Origin of the sequence: Methylophaga frappieri (assembly GCF_000260965.1) — a bacterium.
Lineage (GTDB): Bacteria > Pseudomonadota > Gammaproteobacteria > Nitrosococcales > Methylophagaceae > Methylophaga > Methylophaga frappieri.
On the sequence record NC_017856.1, the window covers coordinates 1,279,551 to 1,299,130 of the forward strand.

At 48.5% G+C, this 19,580-nt stretch carries 21 protein-coding genes; 19 read left to right on the plus strand and 2 right to left on the minus strand.

All coding sequences use genetic code 11. The features are described from left to right. Positions 1-7 precede the first annotated feature (7 nt). Entirely contained in the window at positions 8-1,462 is a 1,455-nt protein-coding gene (glgA, locus tag Q7C_RS05965) for a glycogen synthase GlgA (RefSeq protein ID WP_014703819.1), read from the minus strand. Positions 1,463-1,538: 76 nt separating this feature from the next. Here glgA and zwf point away from each other — a divergent pair, with 76 nt between their 5' ends. Further along, the gene (zwf, locus tag Q7C_RS05970; protein WP_014703820.1) at positions 1,539-3,008 is read left to right on the plus strand and encodes a glucose-6-phosphate dehydrogenase; all 1,470 of its coding nucleotides are present in this window, start codon (positions 1,539-1,541) and stop codon (positions 3,006-3,008) included. Between the two features lie 54 nt (positions 3,009-3,062). Here the strand turns inward: zwf and asd are convergent, their stop codons facing one another. Then, the gene (gene asd, locus Q7C_RS05975) at positions 3,063-3,950 is read right to left on the minus strand and encodes an archaetidylserine decarboxylase (protein ID WP_238532350.1); all 888 of its coding nucleotides are present in this window, start codon (positions 3,948-3,950) and stop codon (positions 3,063-3,065) included. A 77-nt stretch (positions 3,951-4,027) separates the two neighbouring features. On the opposite strand from asd, the gene Q7C_RS05980 reads away from it, so the two are divergent. Genes Q7C_RS05980 through Q7C_RS06065 form a run of 18 tightly spaced genes read left to right on the plus strand, consistent with a single transcriptional unit; the run spans position 4,028 to position 19,580 of the window. Then, positions 4,028-4,429, plus strand: a complete 402-nt coding sequence (locus tag Q7C_RS05980; RefSeq protein ID WP_014703822.1) for a flagellar basal body-associated FliL family protein — start codon at positions 4,028-4,030, stop codon at positions 4,427-4,429. Positions 4,430-4,477: 48 nt separating this feature from the next. Further along, positions 4,478-4,984 carry a flagellar basal body-associated FliL family protein gene (locus Q7C_RS05985; RefSeq protein ID WP_014703823.1) on the plus strand — a complete coding sequence of 169 codons (507 nt, stop codon included), beginning with the start codon at positions 4,478-4,480 and terminating at the stop codon, positions 4,982-4,984. 1 nt (position 4,985) lies between these two features. Beyond that, positions 4,986-6,008 carry a flagellar motor switch protein FliM gene (gene fliM, locus Q7C_RS05990; RefSeq protein ID WP_014703824.1) on the plus strand — a complete coding sequence of 341 codons (1,023 nt, stop codon included), beginning with the start codon at positions 4,986-4,988 and terminating at the stop codon, positions 6,006-6,008. Beyond that, positions 6,005-6,466 carry a flagellar motor switch protein FliN gene (gene fliN / locus Q7C_RS05995; protein ID WP_014703825.1) on the plus strand — a complete coding sequence of 154 codons (462 nt, stop codon included), beginning with the start codon at positions 6,005-6,007 and terminating at the stop codon, positions 6,464-6,466. The genes fliM and fliN overlap by 4 nt, the downstream gene beginning before the upstream one ends. Then, positions 6,463-6,879, plus strand: a complete 417-nt coding sequence (gene fliO / locus Q7C_RS06000) for a flagellar biosynthetic protein FliO (RefSeq protein ID WP_041366597.1) — start codon at positions 6,463-6,465, stop codon at positions 6,877-6,879. The genes fliN and fliO overlap by 4 nt, the downstream gene beginning before the upstream one ends. Next, positions 6,876-7,613: a flagellar type III secretion system pore protein FliP gene (gene fliP / locus Q7C_RS06005; protein ID WP_014703827.1), complete on the plus strand. Its 738-nt coding sequence runs from the start codon at positions 6,876-6,878 to the stop codon at positions 7,611-7,613. Before fliO ends, fliP begins: the two co-directional genes overlap by 4 nt. Positions 7,614-7,617: 4 nt before the next feature. After that, on the plus strand, positions 7,618-7,887 hold the full coding sequence (gene fliQ / locus Q7C_RS06010) for a flagellar biosynthesis protein FliQ (RefSeq protein ID WP_014703828.1): 270 nt from the start codon (positions 7,618-7,620) through the stop codon (positions 7,885-7,887). Next, entirely contained in the window at positions 7,887-8,669 is a 783-nt protein-coding gene (fliR, locus tag Q7C_RS06015) for a flagellar biosynthetic protein FliR (RefSeq protein ID WP_238532351.1), read from the plus strand. The genes fliQ and fliR overlap by 1 nt, the downstream gene beginning before the upstream one ends. After that, positions 8,662-9,801: a flagellar biosynthesis protein FlhB gene (flhB, locus tag Q7C_RS06020; protein WP_014703830.1), complete on the plus strand. Its 1,140-nt coding sequence runs from the start codon at positions 8,662-8,664 to the stop codon at positions 9,799-9,801. Before fliR ends, flhB begins: the two co-directional genes overlap by 8 nt. A gap of 3 nt (positions 9,802-9,804) precedes the next feature. Next, the gene (flhA, locus tag Q7C_RS06025; protein WP_151194724.1) at positions 9,805-11,886 is read left to right on the plus strand and encodes a flagellar biosynthesis protein FlhA; all 2,082 of its coding nucleotides are present in this window, start codon (positions 9,805-9,807) and stop codon (positions 11,884-11,886) included. A 14-nt stretch (positions 11,887-11,900) separates the two neighbouring features. Next, on the plus strand, positions 11,901-13,094 hold the full coding sequence (gene flhF, locus Q7C_RS06030) for a flagellar biosynthesis GTPase FlhF (protein ID WP_014703832.1): 1,194 nt from the start codon (positions 11,901-11,903) through the stop codon (positions 13,092-13,094). Then, complete coding sequence (locus Q7C_RS06035; protein ID WP_014703833.1) at positions 13,087-13,965, plus strand: MinD/ParA family protein; 879 nt, start codon at positions 13,087-13,089, stop codon at positions 13,963-13,965. The genes flhF and Q7C_RS06035 overlap by 8 nt, the downstream gene beginning before the upstream one ends. Before the next feature lie 11 nt (positions 13,966-13,976). Continuing rightward, on the plus strand, positions 13,977-14,687 hold the full coding sequence (locus Q7C_RS06040) for an RNA polymerase sigma factor FliA (protein WP_202946520.1): 711 nt from the start codon (positions 13,977-13,979) through the stop codon (positions 14,685-14,687). Between the two features lie 28 nt (positions 14,688-14,715). Next, positions 14,716-15,093, plus strand: coding sequence for a chemotaxis response regulator CheY (gene cheY / locus Q7C_RS06045; protein ID WP_014703835.1), 378 nt, complete (start codon positions 14,716-14,718; stop codon positions 15,091-15,093). Positions 15,094-15,113: 20 nt separating this feature from the next. Continuing rightward, positions 15,114-15,839 carry a protein phosphatase CheZ gene (locus Q7C_RS06050; protein WP_014703836.1) on the plus strand — a complete coding sequence of 242 codons (726 nt, stop codon included), beginning with the start codon at positions 15,114-15,116 and terminating at the stop codon, positions 15,837-15,839. An 11-nt stretch (positions 15,840-15,850) separates the two neighbouring features. After that, positions 15,851-17,803: a chemotaxis protein CheA gene (locus tag Q7C_RS06055; RefSeq protein ID WP_014703837.1), complete on the plus strand. Its 1,953-nt coding sequence runs from the start codon at positions 15,851-15,853 to the stop codon at positions 17,801-17,803. An 8-nt stretch (positions 17,804-17,811) separates the two neighbouring features. Further along, complete coding sequence (locus Q7C_RS06060; RefSeq protein ID WP_014703838.1) at positions 17,812-18,837, plus strand: protein-glutamate methylesterase/protein-glutamine glutaminase; 1,026 nt, start codon at positions 17,812-17,814, stop codon at positions 18,835-18,837. Between the two features lie 2 nt (positions 18,838-18,839). After that, a complete protein-coding gene (locus Q7C_RS06065; RefSeq protein ID WP_014703839.1) occupies positions 18,840-19,580 on the plus strand; it encodes a flagellar motor protein in 741 nt (246 codons plus the stop codon).

The window sequence follows — 19,580 nt, forward strand, 5'->3', positions numbered from 1 at the left end:
GCCTTTATTAATTGATTTTTTGATAGAGGTTGACGTATTGCGCGGCACTGCTCGCCCAGCTCACATCTTGTAACATGGCGGTTAGCATGACACGACGCCACAGTCGCGGATGGTCATAGAGATCCATCACCCTGCGCAACGTTGCGGTAAGGTCTGATACCGTCGTACCAGCAAAAACAAACCCGGTGGCGGTATGATTTTTTCGATTTTCGTCACTGGCATCAATGACCGTATCGGCCAAGCCACCCGTTTTTCTCACTATTGGTAGCGTACCATAGCGCAGACTGTATAGCTGATTCAGGCCACATGGCTCAAACCGTGATGGCATCAAAAACGCATCCGCACCGGCTTCTATCTGATGTGCTAACGCTTCGTTATAACCAATCTGCAAAGCAACCTTATCCGGATAGTGCGCTCGTAATTCCTGCAATGCAAATTCCAATTCTGGTTGCCCTGCGCCCAGACAAACCAGCTGTATATCCGCTTGTTCTTCCAATAGTGTCCGGATCGCGGCAATCGAGTGATCAATTCCTTTTTGCTCTACCAGACGACTAATAAGGCCTATCAGCAAGGTCTTTGGCGATACTGGCAATCCGCAATCTTGTTGGAGTGCTGATTTGTTGGCCGCTTTAAGACGGATTTTCGCAGCAGAATAAGGTTGATTAATCGCACTGTCCGTCGCCGGATTCCACTGCTCCGTATCAATACCATTGACAATCCCGGTCAATTCACCCTGCTCATAGCGCCAAGCCAACAGGCCAGCCAGACCATAGCCAAATTCAGGCGTACAAATTTCCTGTGCATAAGTAGGGCTGACCGTGGTCAACTGATCTGCATACGCCAGTCCGCCTTTCATAAACGACCACTGCCCCCAGTATTCGAGCCCTTCCATTCGCCACAGCACATCAGGTAAATCCAGCCGGTCAAAAACCTGCCGATCAAAAATGCCCTGATAAGCCAGATTATGAATGGTAAATACCGTTTTAGGGCGTTGCGACTGCAAGCTCAGCAGTGCCGGAATCAGGCCTGTTTGCCAGTCATGACAATGCACAATATCGGGCTGCCAATGCAAGCCGGCCTGATTTAAGGCAATCGCTACAACCACACGACAAAACAACGTAAATCGAGCCGGATTGTCCGGCCAGTCGCCATCACGATTGCCGTAGGGGCCGCCATCCCTATCAAAAAAGTCGGGCGCGTCAACTAACCAAAAACATACCGAAGTACCGGGCAAGGTCGCCTGTAAAATCCGGACAGGTTCACCATAGCCATTCACATTTATTTCTGCGACGGTTTCAGCCTTTTTTAGCTGACTTACTGCACTGCGATAGGCAGGCATAATAATACGGACATCTTGGTGATTTTCAGCCAGCGCCGCTGGCAAGCTGGCTGAGACGTCTGCCAATCCCCCCGTTTTGACAAGTGGGGCGACTTCACTACTGGCAAACAGAATTTTTCGCACGTTTGACTCCAAAATTGTACAATCTCTCAATTATATACGCTCAAGAGCACTGTCACAGCCTGCAACGGGAGAAAACATGCAACCTTGTACCATCATTATTTTTGGCGCCACTGGCGATTTGTCACAAAAAAAATTACTGCCGGCGTTGTATCACCTTGATGCCGAAAATCGGCTCACACCAGAAACCAAAATTGTTTGTATGGGGCGCAGAGAAAGCACCCAACAGGATTGGCACGCCAAAGTCACTGACTATATTTCTGCCAAAGCCCGTGGCGGTGTTGACAACAGTTTATTAGACCGCTTTCTTGCTCGTGTTAGTTATTTTCAAAACGATATCAACGATACGGCAAGTTATCAGGTCTTAGCGGATACCCTCAATGATTCCGCCAATGGTTTTCCTGAAAATATCGTTTTCTACCTGTCAATCAGCCCATCGCTGTTTGGTGTCGTCGGTGATCAATTATCTGCGGTCAGGCTAAACAAAGAAGACAAAGGCTGGCGTCATCTGGTTGTTGAAAAACCGTTTGGCTACGACCAAAAAAGCGCTGCTGAACTCGAAGACACCCTGCGCCGTAATTTCACTGAACATCAAACGTATCGTATCGATCACTATTTGGGTAAAGGCACCGTTCAGAATATTTTTGTCTTCCGTTTTGCGAATTTGTTGCTGGAGCCTTTGTGGAATCGCAACTATATCGATCACGTTCAGATCACCCACGCTGAGCAGCAAGGCGTTGGCGGTCGTGCCGGCTATTATGATACCTCTGGCGCATTACGCGATATGATTCAGAGTCACTTGTTACAAGTGATGGCGTTAGTCGCAATGGAGCCGCCAGCTGATCTGGATGATGAATCATTACGTGACGAAAAAGTGAAAGTGTTGAAAGCGATTCGCCCCATTACGGAAGATATCGTCGATCAACATGCTTATCGTGGTCAATATGCGGCAGGACAAGTGAATGGTCAGACCGTCGAGGGCTACCTGGACGACGAAGATGTGCCCAATGACAGTGTCACTGAAACCTATGCTGCCATGAAAATTTATATTGATAATTGGCGGTGGCGCGATGTGCCGTTTTATCTGCGAACCGGTAAATGCATGCCAGAATCAAAAGCAATGATTGCCATTCGCTTCAAAAAACCACCTCAAGAATTGTTCCGTGACACCAAAATTGGTGATAGTCATGCCAACTGGATTGTCATGGGCTTACAGCCAGACAATACGCTACGTATTGAATTACAAGCCAAACAGCCTGGACTGGAACTAAAAAACCATACGGTCGCATTGGAAACGGTCGAAAGCGATGACAATAAGCATAAACTGGATGCTTATGAAGCGCTGATTCTGGATGCTATCCAAGGTGATCGCTCCCTGTTTCTTCGTTCTGATGAGGTTAATCTGGCTTGGCAGGTCGTTGATCCAATTTTGGAAAAATGGGCTAAAGATAAATCGCAAGTTGATACCTATGAAGCTGGTACTTGGGGCCCTGAGGGTGTTAAACAACTTCAGGATAACGATTGCCATACCTGGCGCAACAATATCTGATCACCTGAATTTAGCGCATCAAAAAAGCCGGCTTTGCCGGCTTTTTTATTTGCTTTACTCAGTCAGTGCATCCCCTAACCGAAGTGACTGCGAAGCAACCAGTTGCGGTAACCAGACTGGCGCCGTTTTGGGCAACAGCAAGATAACTGTTGAGCCCATATTAAACCGTCCCATCTCCGCCCCTTTTTCGAAGCTAAACACTGAAGTGTCATACAACCAATTCCTTACCTTTTTGCCATAAGGCGGCGTAATCTCACCGGACTCCCAAACGGTTTGCATACTGCCAACAAAAATAGCGCCCACTAGAATCAGTGCCATTGGTCCAAAGTCTGTCTCAAACCAACAAATCAGTCGTTCATTACGAGCAAACAAATCCGGCACGCTTCTAACCGTACTCGGATTTACGGAAAATAACTGACCAGGCACATAGCGCATTTTCTGAAGCTGGCCTCGGCAGGGCATGTGAATACGGTGATAATCTCGGGGCGATAAATAGATTGTTGCAAACTGTCCGCCCTCAAATATTTCAGTCTCAGCGTACTGTCCTGCTAACAAAGTCTTTAAAGAGTAATCTCGCCCTTTCGCTTGAACCAAGGTCTGTCCCGTTATCGGACCAATTTGACTGATCGCACCGTCAACTGGTGACACCAACTGCGAGCTGGCAAGAGGTCTTATCTCAGGTTTGAGTTCCCGGGTAAAAAAGGCATTGAAATGTTCATACTGTGTTACGTCGGGCTCAGCAGCTTCACGCATATCAACATCATATTGACGCACAACGAATCGAATCAACGCATTTTTTAACCACGGCCAGCGACAACGACATAATCGATGCATCAATTTCGATAAAGTGTGCTGTGGTAAGCACATTTGCAACTGACGAAAACATTTATCAGCCCATGAAATTGATGGACTATCGGCTTGTTGCTTATTGGATGTTGGCAAAATGCCCCCTTTCATCGTGGTTTTAAGCTTGTCATAATCGGGCTTTGCCCACCCAGCTGACAGGAGTATAGCAAGCGATGAGACGCCGTTTCGTGATTTGGGGAATCTTTCTTGTCAGTACGTTTCCGGTGATCGCCGCCGAGCAAGCGATTTCAGTAACGCCTTATTATGAAATTGAAGATCCTTTCACCATCAACTTTCTCAGGCAAAGTGAACAACAGGCAAAATACTTACAAATTAAAGTTGCCTTAAAATCGGACGACCCCGAGATTATAGCGCATGCAGCCACGCACTTGCCGATGATTCAGGACAGTCTGCGTTTACTGTTTTCAGATCAGGACATGACCAAAATCAGCAGTATCGAAGGACGGCAAAGTCTCCAATCAGAAGCTTTTGATGTGATAAATGAGATATTTGTCAGTGAACTCAATAACGCTAACCTTCAGGAGATCTATTTTACGCGGTTTATCTGGCAGTAGCAGGCACAGTTATTGCTTTAATGAGTTCAGCGTATAGGAATCTGACACATGGCAGAAAAAAAAGACGATATTGAAATCCAACCCGCGCAAAACAAAAAAAAGCGTTTGATTCTGCTGTTAGCAGTCGGCGTCTTAGTTGCCTTAATTGTGGGTGGTTTAGCGTTCTGGTTGTTGGCCGGAGATCAAGCCACTTCGGATGAAACAGCGGTTGCTGAGACACAAAAAGCGGATCCCATTTACCATGCGGTCACCGACCCCTTCATTGTTAACTTTGCAAAACAAAGTAATAACGCGGTGCGCTTTTTACAGATAAAAATGAAGATAATGGCGCGAAATCAACAGGCAATCTCAGACTTTAAAACCCATGAGCCAGCTATCGTTCATGAGTTGTTGCTGTTATTTTTTAGTCAAAATTATGACGATCTGAATACCAGTGAAGGCACACGTGCCTTGCAAACTGAAACATTACAGGTTGTGAACCAGCAACTGGCCAACCTTGCTGGTAATCAGGATGGAATAGAAGCCGTTTACTTCACTAGCCTGGTGATGCAATAACATGGCTGTCCACGATATTTTATCTCAGGATGAGGTCGATGCCCTGCTTAATGGATTGGGTGACGGTGATTTGGATACGCAACAGCCGGAGTTAGATGATAGAGGCCATCCACGCCGCTATGACTTTGGCAATGAAGAGCGCATCATCCGTGGCCGCATGCCCACGTTGGAAATGATCAACGAAAGATTTGGCCGTTATCTGCGTATCAACCTTTTCAATATGTTACGTCGCTCAGCCGAAATATCGGTCGGTGGCGTTCAAGTAATGAAGTTTTCAGAGTATGTTCACACGTTGTTTGTGCCTACCAGCCTGAACTTGATTCATCTTCAACCGCTCCGTGGCACTGGCCTGATTGTTTTCGAACCCAAACTGGTGTTCACGTTACTCGATAATTACTTTGGTGGAGAAGGTCGATTTCCAGCGCGTATCGAGGGCCGTGAATTTACCGCGACAGAGTTGCGCGTGATTCGCATGGTACTCAATCTGTGCTTTGCTGATCTGACTGAAGCCTGGGCACCGGTCATGCCAGTTTCTTTTGAATTTTTGAATCACGAGGTAAATCCACAATTCGCCAACATTGTCAGTCCCAGTGAGGTTGTGGTGATTTCAACCTTCCACATTGAGCTGGATGGCGGCGGCGGTGATTTACATGTCACGTTGCCCTACGCCATGCTGGAACCGATTCGGGAGTTACTCGATACCGGGCTCCAGAGTGATCGCAGCGGCGATGATGGCCGTTGGAGCAAATCCATGCGTGAGGAGCTCATGCAGGCAGATGTGCAATTATCAGCTATTCTGGCTAAAGCACGGTTAACACTTGGACAAATTCGTCAACTCAAAGCAGGCGACATCATTCCTATCGAGATGCCCAAAGAAGTGACTGCACTGGTTGAAGACGTGCCGATGTTCCGTACTCAATTTGGCGAACATAACGATAAAGCCGCGTTAAAAATAACCGGATTTGTCGAGCATCCTAAAGAAAACACACCGCAATACCCGATGAAAAAGGTCACAAAATCATGAGTGAAGATACCAAGCAAACGGATCAGGATCTGGCTGACGAATGGGCAGCCGCATTGGAAGAGCAAGATGACACACAAAGTGACAATGCGGACTGGGATGATGCGCTGGCCGAACAAGCCGCTGCTGAAGAAAGTGCTGAACAACTGGCACAAACGGCCAAGATGGAAAAATTGAGCGATAATGGACACACCCGCGCCGATGTCAATCTAGATATGGTGCTGGATATTCCTGTTACCATTTCCATGGAAATTGGCCGCACACGAATCAGCATCCGCAATCTGTTGCAGCTCAGTCAAGGTTCTGTCGTCGAACTGGATCGGTTGGCTGGAGAACCGATGGATGTGTTAGTAAACGACACCTTAATTGCCCACGGTGAAGTCGTGGTGGTAAATGACAAATTCGGTATTCGGCTGACCGACGTCATCAGTGCTGCCGAGCGGATCAAAAAATTACGATGAAATACCGGATCGTACTCCTCTTGCTAAGCCTGAGTCAGACAGCAATAGCAGCACCATTAACGCAAGCCAATCCAGGCGTCGATACTGGCAACCTGTTGCAAACAATACTGGGACTGGGACTGGTGTTGTTATTGATCTGGGGAATGGCTTGGCTATTAAAGCGTAGTCAGCAGTGGCATGGCAGTGGACAACAACAATTTCGGGTTGTGGCTGCGGTGGCATTAGGACCTCGCGAAAAAGCTGTACTCTTGCAGGTAGGTGAAAATCAATTGCTGGTTGGGGTCACACCACAGCAAGTCAACCTATTACAGACACTGTCTGCCCCACTCAATATGGATAAGCAAGGCGTTGCGATTAACGCTAATTTTGCGGACAAATTGCGCCAATACCTGCAACCTGGACAAGAAAAATGAGTCGGCTGTGGTTACTAGTGGGGCTGTTACTGATGCCGTTTGTCGCTAGCGCAGACCCCGGGATACCGGCATTGACGCTAACTACTGATGAAAATGGTGGCCAAAGTTATTCGCTAACATTACAGATTCTGGCCTTAATGACTGTGCTGACACTGTTGCCAGCCGGTTTGATGATGATGACATCATTCACCCGCATCATTATTGTTATGGCCATACTAAGACAGGCACTCGGCGTCCAATCCACGCCATCCAATCAGGTGTTATTAGGGCTGGCTTTGTTTCTGACTATTTTTATCATGCACCCGGTTTTTGGCAGTGCCTATGAAAACGGCGTGAAGCCATACATGGATGGGGGAATGCAGCCTACCGAAGCCATTACCGCGGCAAGCGCACCTTTTCGAGATTTTATGCTGGCACAGACGCGGGAAACCGACATTGCATTGTTTGCTGAAATTGGTGGATACGCCCCGCTGCAATCTGCAGAAGACGTTCCATTCAGCTTATTGCTCCCCGCATTTGTCACCAGTGAACTGAAAACGGCATTCCAAATTGGTTTTTTAATTTTCATTCCTTTTTTGATCATTGATTTGGTTGTTGCCAGCGTCCTGATGGCCATGGGGATGATGATGTTATCCCCGATGTTGATTTCACTCCCATTCAAACTCATGCTGTTTGTATTGATTGACGGCTGGGCACTACTGATGGGCACCCTCGCCTCCAGTTTTTATCTTTAAGACAATGACGCCTGAAACAGTCCTCACAGTGTTACAACAAACATTGGAAATCATCATTCTGATGTTGGTGGTGATTCTGGTCCCAGCCTTGGTTGCAGGGTTGATTGTCAGCATGTTTCAGGCAGCCACCTCAATTAACGAACAAACCTTAAGCTTTGTTCCCAAGTTACTGGTCACGATTTTTGTCTTAATGTTGGCTGGCCCTTGGCTTCTCAGCCTGGTTACCAATTACGCCTTACGTTTGTTTGAAAATATCCCCTACCTGATAGGTTAATGATGACGTTGTCGCTGGCCGAACTCAGTGCCCTCATCGGAACTTATATGTGGCCTTTTATTCGGATTGCTGCGATGGTCATGGCGGCACCGATTTTCAGTGCCAATTACATCAACACACGCAGTCGTTTACTGCTCGCTCTGGTGATTACCTTTGTCGTGGTACCCACAATCTCCACCCCGATGCCACAAGTCTTTATCCTGAGCAGTAGTGGCTTACTGTTACTGCTACAACAAGTGCTGATAGGGATTAGTATCGGTTTTATGCTGCAACTGATGTTCAATGCCTTTATTGTTGCCGGTCAGATTATTGCGATGCAGATGGGGCTAGGGTTTGCGTCATTGGTTGATCCACAGAATGGTCTCAACGTACCAGTCATCAGTCAGTTTTATCTGATTTTCACCAGTTTACTGTTTGTCAGCCTGAATGGGCATTTGATTCTCATCCAGGTATTGGCGGAGAGTTTTATCACGATGCCGGTTGGCAGTACCGGTCTGCAAATTACCCATTTTCATGATATTGCTCTGCTGGGTAGCTGGCTTTATGCAGCCGCAATTTTGATTGCGTTACCCGCAATAGGTTCGCTGACCATGGTGAACCTGGCATTTGGCATTTTGTCTCGGGCGGCCCCCCAAATCAGTCCTTTTACTATTGGTTTTCCCATGACCATCGTGCTTGGCTTTGCCATCATGTTCTTTACCCTGCCGCTGGTAGGTCAACATCTGTTGGCGCTATCTGATGAAATGTTGCAAATGATTCGTTCGCTGGTGACCAGTGGCTGAGCAGGACAGCGCTCAAGAACGGACCGAAGCGCCTTCGGCAAAACGATTGCAGGAGGCGCGAGAAAAAGGTCAGGTGCCACGTTCTCAAGAACTCAATACTGTGATGGTATTGATGGCCGGTGCTATCGCGATGTTTTTTGTGGGACAAGGCTTGATTGAAAGCTTGACCGAGGTACTGAAAGAAACCCTAATTCTGGATCGCAAAGTGATCTTTGATACGCAGGCGATGATCGACAAGCTGCGTCAGGCAATTGGCATCGTAGCCTGGGATTTAGGATTATTCCTTGCTGTGACTATTTTGGCGGCGTTGGCTGCACCCGCCTTGATGGGTGGCTGGAATATTTCAGCTCAGGCGATGGCACCAAAACCTGAAAAATTAAGCCCTCTCAAGGGGCTAAAACGTATCTTCGGCCCACAGGGTTTAGTTGAGTTGGGTAAGGCTTTAGGCAAGTTTTTGCTGGTTGGTCTGTTTGGCAGCTTGATTTTGTGGAGCCTGCGCGACCAATTATTGACACTGGGGCAGCAAGAAGTGCTGCCAGCGATGGCAGAGTTGGGCTATCTGGTTATCTGGGGCTTTTTGGCGATTTGTGCCAGTTTGATTTTGATTGTGCTTATCGATGTCCCGTTTCAAAAGTGGAATCATCAACGTCAATTGAAAATGACCAAGCAGGAAGTCAAGGATGAGCACAAAGAAACGGATGGTAGCCCAGAGGTCAAAGGACGCATCAGACGGATGCAAATCCAGCTATCTCAGGCCCGCATGATGCAAGATGTGCCAAAGGCTGACGTGATTATTACCAACCCCACACACTACGCCGTGGCACTACGTTATGACCAGAGCAAATCCGGGGCACCGATTCTGGTTGCCAAAGGTGCTGACTTGATTGCCCAGCAAATTCGAATGGTGGGTCAGCAACATGATGTCCCACAATTATCCGCGCCGCCATTAACTCGCGCCATTTTTTACAACACTGAAATTGGTCAGGAGATCCCATCTGGTCTGTATATTGCAGTAGCCCAGGTACTGGCCTTTGTATTTCAGTTACGTCGCTACCGTAAACGGGGTGGACAAAAACCGCATCTGAATACTGAGGAACTACCAATACCAGACGAATTCAGACGAGACGAGTAGTAAATGGAAAATGTAACCATGACGCGCCGCTTGGGAAGCATGATAAGCGGCAATATCGCCACACCGATGTTGCTTGTGGCATTGCTGGCCATGGTTGTCCTGCCCTTGCCCGCCTTTATGCTGGATATGTTGTTCAGCTTCAACATCGCCTTATCGATGGTCATTGTCTTGGCCAGTGTTTACGTCAGAAAGCCACTCCAGTTTGCAGCTTTTCCCAGCATCTTGCTGATCGCCACCCTGTTGAGGCTGGCTCTTAATGTTGCCTCGACTCGTATTATTTTGCTGGAAGGTCATAGCGGCACCGCCTCTGCCGGTCAGGTCATCGAAGCATTTGGTGAGTTTGTTATTGGTGGTAATTACGCCGTCGGGCTTGTCGTCTTTGCCATTTTAGTCATCATCAATTTCGTCGTTGTGACCAAAGGGGCGACCCGCATTGCTGAAGTCAGCGCACGCTTTACCTTGGACTCCATGCCAGGCAAGCAGATGGCGATTGATGCCGACCTCAATGCGGGACTGATCGATCAGGAAGAAGCGCGCCGTCGTCGTGATGAAATCATGCAGGAATCCGACTTTTATGGCTCGATGGATGGTGCCAGCAAATTTGTCCGTGGTGATGCGATTGCCGGCATTCTCATTCTGTTCATTAATATTATCGGTGGTCTAATTATCGGTATTGCACAGCATAGTCTGAGTTTTGCTGAAGCCGCTCATAATTACACCTTACTGACCATTGGTGATGGTCTGGTTGCACAAATTCCCTCCTTGTTGCTGGCCGCCGCCGCAGGGTTGCTGGTCACGCGTTCTACCGCAGATCAAGACATGGGGGAGCAGATTGTTGGGCAGCTCTTTAAAGAACCCAAAACTCTGGCTATCACCGCCGGTATTATTGGCGGCCTTGGTCTGGTGCCGGGCATGCCGACCATTCCCTTTCTATTACTTGCTGCAGCAGGCGCTGGCAGTGCCTGGCTAATGGCGCAACGTCAAAAAGCCGCCGTTGCTGCCAGTACCCCGCAAAATCAGCCGGCGCCACCTAAAGAACAACGTGAACTCAGCTGGGATGATTTGAGCCCTGTTGATCCAATTGGACTTGAAGTCGGCTATCGACTCATTCCGCTGGTCGATAAGAATCAGGGTGGACAATTAATGAACCGCATAAAGGGCATTCGGAAAAAAATCTCTCAAGAGATGGGTTTTTTAATCCCACCGGTGCACATTCGCGATAATCTGGATCTCACCCCAACGGCTTATCAGATAACCCTGTTCGGCGTGACTTTCGGCGAAGCCGAGATTTATCCCGATCGCATGCTGGCTATCAATCCAGGGCAAGTATTTGGTGAATTAGAGGGTATCCGAACTCAAGATCCGGCTTTTGGGCTGGATGCTGTCTGGATCGAACCGTCCCAGCGCGAAACCGCGCAAGCGCAGGGCTATACCGTGGTTGATGTCGATACGGTTATCGCAACGCACTTGAGCAAAATTCTGCAAAATCACGCCCACGATTTGCTTGGCCGGGAAGAAGTTCAACATCTTCTGGATAATCTTGCCAAAGTCGCTCCCAAACTGGTTGAAGGACTGGTGCCAGACAGTGTACCGCTGGGGTCAGTCCAAAAAGTGCTACAAAATCTACTGCAAGAAAATATTCCAATCCGTGATATTCGAACCATCACTGAAGCTATTGCTGAGCAAGCTACCCGAAACCCGGATCCCGAAGCGATTACGGCTGCCGTCAGAATGGCATTGGCGCACTCGATTGTTCAGCACATCAACGGCACTCGAAATGACCTGCCAATCATCACACTCGACCCTGAACTGGAACAGATATTGCTAAAAACACTGCAGGCATCTGGAGAAGGTGGCGCCAGTCTGGAACCCGGTCTTGCAGAAAACATGCATCGTAATTTGCAAGACGCAGCACAACGGCAGGAAATGGCCGGTGAATCAGCGATTCTTGTGGTGCAAGCGGGTTTACGCAGCTGGATTTCACGCTTCATCCGGAATGCGATACCGGGATTACACGTGCTGTCCTATAACGAAATTCCGGATGACAAACAAATCAGAATTGTCGCCAATGTTGGCCGCCAGTAATTTGAGGTTAGCTTATGAAAATTAAACGTTTCCAAGCAGCAGATGTCCGTCAGGCCATTCGGGAAGTTCGAGAAGTGCTTGGCCCCGATGCCGTTATTCTCTCGAACACCCGCGTTGATGGAGGTGTGGAAATTGTGGCGGCCACTGATTATGACGCCAGCCAGTTTCGTCAACCTGAGCCCGCCTCACACCGACAACAAAAGACGCCAAGTGTCGAAATTGATCCCCAAACACCGCAGCCATCAGGCCCGGCTCGCCAGGAAAATATCTGGTCACAAGAGCCAACGCTAGTACAAATGCGCAAAGAAATCGCCAGTCTGCGTGACATGCTACAAAATCAGCTTTCGGATTTGGCTTGGAAAGATATGGCACGTCAAAGCCCCACTCAGATTCAACTGCTTAAACGGCACTTACAAATGGGTACCGAGGTTGAATTGGCTAAAACACTGACTCAGCAAGCCGCTCATATCGATGATTTGGAAACCGCATGGCGCCAGTCTCTTGGCCAGTTGGCTGGGCAAATTCCACTTTGGCAAACAAATTTTCTGGATGAAGGTGGCATCACTGCCTTACTCGGCCCGACCGGAGTAGGCAAAACGACGACCATTGCCAAACTGGCCGCGCGCTGCGCGCTCAAACATGGCGCCCGCCAAGTTGCCTTGATTACTACCGACTGTTATCGCATTGGGGGGCAGGAACAACTGCGCACCTATGCTCGAATTCTCGGTGTGCCAGTCCGCGTGGCACGCAATCATGACGAACTTGCCACCACCTTGAGTGAGCTAGTTGATCGGCGTTTCATCCTGATTGATACTGCAGGCATGAACTCTCGAGATATTCAGCTCACACAAAAATTTGAATTGTTGCGTCAACGCGCGGCCCATATTCGGCCGTTATTAACACTTTCTGCAACCACACAAAACAGCGCACTCAATGATATGATTAGTGCGTTTTCACACTTAAATTTAGATGGTTGTATTGTGACGAAAACCGACGAAACCAGTGGTCTGGGCGGTATTATTTCCGCGCTGGTCCGACATCAATTGCCTTTGGCATTTGTTTGCAATGGCCAACAGGTTCCAGAAGATTTATCACTGGCCAGACCCAACACCCTTGTCAATCAGGCGAGCGAATTGATGCAATCATCTCAACACACACCGGACCCGCAGACCGTGTCCAGTTATGGAGGTTTTGCCGCCTATGGCTGAAGTACCCAAGGATCAGGCAGCCGGCCTGCGTGATATTCATCAGGCTGCTCGACCCGTTAAAGTCATCGCTATTGCCAGTGGCAAAGGCGGTGTTGGTAAAACCAACGTCACCGTTAATCTCGGTGTCGCCCTTGCTGCTATGGGCCGGCAGGTGGTGCTGTTAGACGCTGATCTAGGGCTTGCCAATATTGATGTGATTCTTGGCCTGCACCCTCAGTACAACTTGCAACATGTTTTACATGGCGAGAAGTCACTGGCTGATATTATGGTATCCGGGCCGGCCGGCCTGCAAATCATCCCGGCCGCATCGGGCGTCAAAAAAATGGCCGAACTCAGTCCCAGCGAACATGCGGGCATGATTCAGGCTTTCAGCGAGTTGGAACAGCACATTGATGTGTTACTCATTGATAGTGCTGCCGGCATCGCTGACAGTGTTATCAGTTTCAGTAAAGCTGCGCAGGAAATGGTTGTGGTGGTCTGTGATGAACCTGCCTCAATCACCGATGCTTATGCCCTGATTAAATTACTTAGCCGGGAGCATAACGTCGAACGTTTTCACGTCATCGCCAATATGGCGCGTAATGTTCAGGAAGGTCGGGAATTGTTCGATAAAATCGCACTTGTTTGTGACCGGTTTCTCGATGTTTCACTCGATTTTATGGGGATTGTGCCTTTTGACGAAGATTTACGTCGCGCAGTTAAAAATCAACGCAGTGTCGTCGATTATCTGCCACGCAGCAAATCTGCGGCTGCCTTTACCCATCTTGCCAAAAAAATTGATTTCTGGCCGGTTAACAAACAGCCCAGTGGTCATATGGAATTTTTTGTCGAACGTTTGATTCGTGCGAGCATGGAAGCCAGCGACTTATGATGAATGTGTCGATGTATGATCAACCTGCAATATCCTCTCAAAATGAGCTGATAACAACCCATGCAGCACTGGTCAAACGCATCGCCTATCACCTTATTGCGCGCTTACCCCATACTGTCGAAGTTGAAGACCTGATACAAGCTGGCATGATTGGTTTGCTTGATGCCGGTCATCTCTACCAAGCCAGTCAAGGTGCTAGCTTTGAAACCTATGCTGGCATCCGCATTCGTGGCGCGATGCTGGATGAAATAAGACGCAATGACTGGGCACCCCGCTCTGTTCACCGTAAAGCCCGGGAAATAGCTGATGTCATGCAACAACTAGAACAACAGCACGGTCGTCCCGCCAGCGAACAAGAAATAGCCCAAGCAATGGGCCTGTCTCTATCAGCCTATCATCAACACCTGCAAGACGCTTCTGGACATCAGGTTTTCAGTCTGGATGAACTATCTGATCATCAACTCTTGGACACTGATGGGCTTGGTGAAAAACCGGCGACACCAGGATCGGAGACTGAACAAATGGGGTTTCGTCAGGCTTTGACAAATGCCATTGATAGTTTGCCTGAGCGTGAGCGTTTAATGATGAGCCTGTACTATAATGAAGAATTGAATTTAAAAGAAATTGGCGAAGTGCTGGGGGTAAGTGAGTCCCGGGTCAGTCAGATCCACAGTCAAACAGTGACGCGACTGCGCAGCAAACTTCGAGACTGGTTACAGTGATTTTGGGAGAATCATCTTGGACAAGAACATGAAAATCCTGATTGTGGATGACTTTTCCACCATGCGCCGGATTATCAAAAATCTGTTACGGGATCTGGGATTTAACAACACTATCGAAGCCGATGATGGCCTCACTGCCCTACCCATTCTGCAGGCGGGCGGTATTGATTTTTTGATAACAGACTGGAACATGCCGGGCATGCAGGGCATTGATCTGCTCAAAACCGTACGTGCTGATGAAAATATGGCGACGCTACCCGTATTGATGGTGACCGCAGAAACCAAAAGAGAACAAATCATCGAAGCCGCTCAGGCTGGGGTTAATGGTTATATCGTCAAACCTTTTACGGCTGCCACCTTAAAAGAAAAAATTGAAAAAATATTCGAACGCATCAATGCACAATAACCACGCCAGGATGACGACATATGCAAGCAAACAATCAAGCCGCCCAAATTACGGCTGCCAAAGCCTTGCTGACCGCACTGGAAAGCGGTGACGACAACGCTGCAAAACAGGCACTTTCCCAGCTTACCGAGCAACGAGATAATGCGCTGTTTCAGGAGGTTGGCAAACTCACCCGCGAATTACACGAAGCCCTTAATAATTTTTCCATCGACAACCGTTTGGTAGATTTAACCCATAACACGATGCCTGATACGCGTGATCGGCTTAATTATGTTATCGAAACAACCGAATCCGCCGCCCATAAAACACTGGGTTTTATCGATGATACGTTACCCCTTGCTAATGAATTGCAAGCCTCTGCCGCTAAACTGGATGCAAGCTGGCAACGATTTCGAAACCGTCAGATGACAGCCGATGAGTTTCGTGAACTCAGTCGAGAAATTGAAGCTTACTTGCCAACCGTCAGCGAACACGCCGAACAGATTCACCATAACCTTTCGGAGGTGACGCTGGCCCAGAGTTATCAGGACTTGACCGGACAGGTGTTGCGACAAGTGATAGAGCTATTGGAAGAAGTTGAAGACAATTTAGTCAGGCTGGTTAAACTCGCCGGTAAATCGAGTACGCCAACGACACCAGCTTCGACCGATGCCTTAAAAGCAGAAGGCCCTCAGATCAAGCCAAAAAGCAACGTTATCAATGACCAGGATGATGTTGATGATTTATTGTCCAGTCTTGGCTTTTGAGGAAATAAGCGATGACACTCGATACAGAAGACGAAATCCTTAAGGATTTTATGATTGAGGCCGAAGAAATTCTCGACGGCCTGAATGAGCAACTTGTTGCTCTCGAGAGTCAACCACAAGACAAAGAACTTCTGAATGCCATCTTTCGCGGATTTCACACTATCAAGGGCGGTGCCGGCTTCCTCAGTTTAGAAGCCATGGTCACATTATGTCACCAAGGTGAAGATGTCTTTAACCTGTTGCGTCAGGGCGAGCGCCAGGTCGATGCGGACATGATGGATACCTTCCTGAAAGTGCTGGATAGCTTGAATAGCATGTTTGATGAACTCAAAGCGGGACACTACCCCAGTCCCGCTGAGCCAGTGATTTTGCAACAATTATCCGCTTATCTGGATCCAAGCGCTCCAACGCCAACACCGGCCCCAAGCCCAGTACCTGAAGCCGCATCAACTGCCACTGATGAAGACATTACCGATAGTGAGTTTGAAGCCTTGTTGGATCAATTGCATGGTACCGCAGCCCCCGGCAGCCAACCTGCTGCATCGTCCCATGCTGACACGGGCGCGCCGGCCCTATCCGACTCAACTGAAGGAGATATGACCGAGGAAGAATTCGAAGCATTACTGGATGAATTACAAGGTAAGCGTCCAACCCCGGCCAACTTGGAAACGAAATCTGAACCCGTGCAGCCTGTCAGACCTGAAGCAAAACCTTCTGAGTCTGTTGTTAATCCGCTGCCTGCCGAAAACAAAGTGCAGCCTCAATCCACAAACAAACCCGCAGCGCCCTCCGTAGAAACCAGCGTTCGAGTCGATACGGCACGTCTGGACGACATCATGAATATGGTGGGTGAACTGGTGCTGGTGCGCAATCGTATCAACACGCTGGAAACCGCTTTCGAAAATGAAGAAATGGCAAAAGCGGTAAATAATCTGGCGCTTGTCACCGCTGATCTTCAGACCGCTGTCATGAAAACCCGCATGCAACCCATTAAGAAAGTGTTCGGCCGGTTCCCGCGCGTAGTCCGCGATCTTGCTCGAAACCTGAAGAAAGACATTAATCTTGAGTTGCGTGGCGAAGAAACCGATCTGGATAAAAATCTGGTTGAAGCGCTCGCTGACCCATTGGTGCACTTGGTTCGTAACGCGGTCGATCACGGTATTGAAATGCCAGATGTGCGTGAAGCAGCGGGTAAACCACGCACTGGTCAGATTGTGCTTGGCGCCGCACAGGAAGGCGATCATATTTTACTGACTATTGCTGATGATGGCGCCGGTATGAATCCCGAGGTGTTACGGCGCAAAGCCGTTGAAAAAGGCATGATGGATGCCGATTCCGCAGCGCGTCTGACGGAGTCGGAATGTTTTGCGTTGATTTTTGCACCCGGTTTTTCCATGAAGCAGGAAATCTCCGACATTTCAGGTCGGGGCGTTGGCATGGATGTGGTGAAAACCAGTATTACCAAACTCAATGGCGTGATTGATATTCAGTCAGAAATGGGCAAAGGGACAACCTTATCAATCAAGGTGCCGCTGACGCTTGCTATCATGCCAACATTGATGGTGATGCTGGGTAAACAAATCTTTGCCTTTCCGCTGGTCAACGTTAACGAAATCTTTAATCTGGATTTACGCCATACCAACACGGTTGATGGTCAACAAACTGTCATGGTCAGAAATAAAGCCCTGCCGCTTTTTTACCTCAGAAAATGGCTCACTCGTGATACTCCAGATGCGGTTAAGCCCGAAACAGAGCATGTTGTTATCGTAAATATTGGTACTCGTAAAGTCGGTTTAGTTGTCGATCAATTGATTGGACAGGAAGAAGTCGTTATTAAACCGCTCGGCGCACTACTGCATGGTATTAAAGGGCTGGCTGGGGCAACCATTACCGGTGATGGTCGAATCGCGCTGATTCTGGATTTTCCGGAGTTAATGGCGTCCTATGCCAGTCGCAGCTATTAAGGATTGTGGTGACCATCAAAGTTTTGATTGTAGATGACTCGGCTTTTTTTCGGCGCCGATTGTCTGAAATCATTGATGCAGATCCGCGACTCGAAGTAGTTGGCACGGCATTAAATGGTCAGGATGCGATAACCCAGACGCGGCATTTCCGACCAGATGTGATTACCATGGATATCGAAATGCCGGTCATGGATGGTATTAGTGCAGTGCAACATATCATGCGTGACTGCCCAACCCCAGTGCTGATGCTTTCCACCTGGACAACGGCAGGTGCTAAAGCAACGCTTGATGCGCTGGAAGCAGGCGCCATGGACTTTCAGGCCAAACGCTTTGACGAGTTGACTGATGATAAGGTCGACGCCCGGCAAAAACTCTGCGAACGAATTTACCTGCTCGCCACCCATGCCAAACTTAAACGCATCCCCAATTTGCCTAAACCACCGCCAGTAATATTAGCTAAATCTCACACAAACTGGGAATTAGTGGTCATTGGTACTTCAACAGGCGGGCCGGTGGCATTGCAAAAAGTGCTCAGTCAGTTGCCCGCGCAGTTTCCTTACCCGATTCTGCTACTGCAACATATGCCAGGCAGTTTCACTCCCTCGTTTGCGGATCGGCTCAATCAACAATGTCAGATTACCGTCAAACAAGCTGAACACGGTGACTTACTTCGTGCTGGCACGGCTTTACTCGCCCCCGGAGGGAAACAATTGCAAGTCACTGGCCGAGTCGGTTCTTTATCCGTTGTCATTACTGATGGCAGCCCAACAGATACCTACCGGCCCTGTATTGATAACACGCTGACCTCGATAAGTCAGATTTGCCCAAGTACGACCTTGGCGATTATTCTGACGGGTATGGGCACGGATGGATGTGACGGTAGCAAACAATTATCCGCTGCAGGCGGTACGATTTGGGCACAGGATGAACAAACCAGTACCATTTACGGCATGCCAATGGCGATTGCACGTGCCGGTATCGCCAGCAAAATTCTGTCGCTAAACGATATTGGCTCAAAACTGGCAGCATTGTAACTATGGATATACTGAGTATTCTCGGCATTCTAATTGGCTTTGGTGCCATCGTCGTCGGCCAACAGTTAGAAGGCGGACACCTTAATACGATTTTGAATGCGGTTGCTTTATTAATCGTACTAGGCGGCACATTGGGTGCTGTCATGTTGCAAACACCGCTGGCGACCTTTGTGCGCGCATTAAAAATGACGGCGTGGGTATTTCGGCCACCCGTTTTAGCACCAGAAAAACAGTTGAATAAAATTCTTGAATGGAACCAGCTTGCCAGACGTGAAGGCTTGCTAAAACTGGAGTCTATCGCACTTGAAGAGCCAGATGGCTTTACCCAGAAAGGCCTTCAATTAATTGCTGATGGTGCAGAACCGGACATGATTCGTGAAATCCTTGAAACTGATCTGGACCTGATTGAAACCCGAGATCTGGCTGCCGCTAAAGTTTATGAAGCAATGGGCGGGTATGCACCCACAATCGGTATCTTGGGCGCCGTATTAGGCTTGATTCACGTCATGGGAAACTTGGCAGATCCGTCTTCGCTGGGTTCCGGTATTGCTGTCGCATTTGTGGCGACAATTTATGGTGTCGGTCTGGCTAATTTGTTGTTTTTGCCTATCGGCAATAAGCTGAAAACGCTGATTCAGCGCCGCTCTCAAGTCCAGATGATGCTGATTGATGGGCTCATCAGTGTTGCAGATGGCGACAATCCTCGGAATATCGAAAGTCGGTTACAGGCTTATCTGAATTAA

Excerpts from the sequence above, each read along its gene's own strand:
- zwf (WP_014703820.1), top strand. The coding sequence starts at position 1,539 with ATGCAACCTTGTACCATCATTATTTTTGGCGCCACTGGCGATTTGTCA.
- Q7C_RS05980 (WP_014703822.1), top strand. The coding sequence starts at position 4,028 with ATGAGACGCCGTTTCGTGATTTGGGGAATCTTTCTTGTCAGTACGTTT.
- Q7C_RS05985 (WP_014703823.1), top strand. The coding sequence starts at position 4,478 with ATGGCAGAAAAAAAAGACGATATTGAAATCCAACCCGCGCAAAACAAA.
- fliM (WP_014703824.1), top strand. The coding sequence starts at position 4,986 with ATGGCTGTCCACGATATTTTATCTCAGGATGAGGTCGATGCCCTGCTT.
- fliN (WP_014703825.1), top strand. The coding sequence starts at position 6,005 with ATGAGTGAAGATACCAAGCAAACGGATCAGGATCTGGCTGACGAATGG.
- fliO (WP_041366597.1), top strand. The coding sequence starts at position 6,463 with ATGAAATACCGGATCGTACTCCTCTTGCTAAGCCTGAGTCAGACAGCA.
- fliP (WP_014703827.1), top strand. The coding sequence starts at position 6,876 with ATGAGTCGGCTGTGGTTACTAGTGGGGCTGTTACTGATGCCGTTTGTC.
- fliQ (WP_014703828.1), top strand. The coding sequence starts at position 7,618 with ATGACGCCTGAAACAGTCCTCACAGTGTTACAACAAACATTGGAAATC.
- fliR (WP_238532351.1), top strand. The coding sequence starts at position 7,887 with ATGATGACGTTGTCGCTGGCCGAACTCAGTGCCCTCATCGGAACTTAT.
- flhA (WP_151194724.1), top strand. The coding sequence starts at position 9,805 with ATGGAAAATGTAACCATGACGCGCCGCTTGGGAAGCATGATAAGCGGC.
- flhF (WP_014703832.1), top strand. The coding sequence starts at position 11,901 with ATGAAAATTAAACGTTTCCAAGCAGCAGATGTCCGTCAGGCCATTCGG.
- Q7C_RS06035 (WP_014703833.1), top strand. The coding sequence starts at position 13,087 with ATGGCTGAAGTACCCAAGGATCAGGCAGCCGGCCTGCGTGATATTCAT.
- Q7C_RS06040 (WP_202946520.1), top strand. The coding sequence starts at position 13,977 with ATGTATGATCAACCTGCAATATCCTCTCAAAATGAGCTGATAACAACC.
- cheY (WP_014703835.1), top strand. The coding sequence starts at position 14,716 with ATGAAAATCCTGATTGTGGATGACTTTTCCACCATGCGCCGGATTATC.
- Q7C_RS06050 (WP_014703836.1), top strand. The coding sequence starts at position 15,114 with ATGCAAGCAAACAATCAAGCCGCCCAAATTACGGCTGCCAAAGCCTTG.
- Q7C_RS06055 (WP_014703837.1), top strand. The coding sequence starts at position 15,851 with ATGACACTCGATACAGAAGACGAAATCCTTAAGGATTTTATGATTGAG.
- Q7C_RS06065 (WP_014703839.1), top strand. The coding sequence starts at position 18,840 with ATGGATATACTGAGTATTCTCGGCATTCTAATTGGCTTTGGTGCCATC.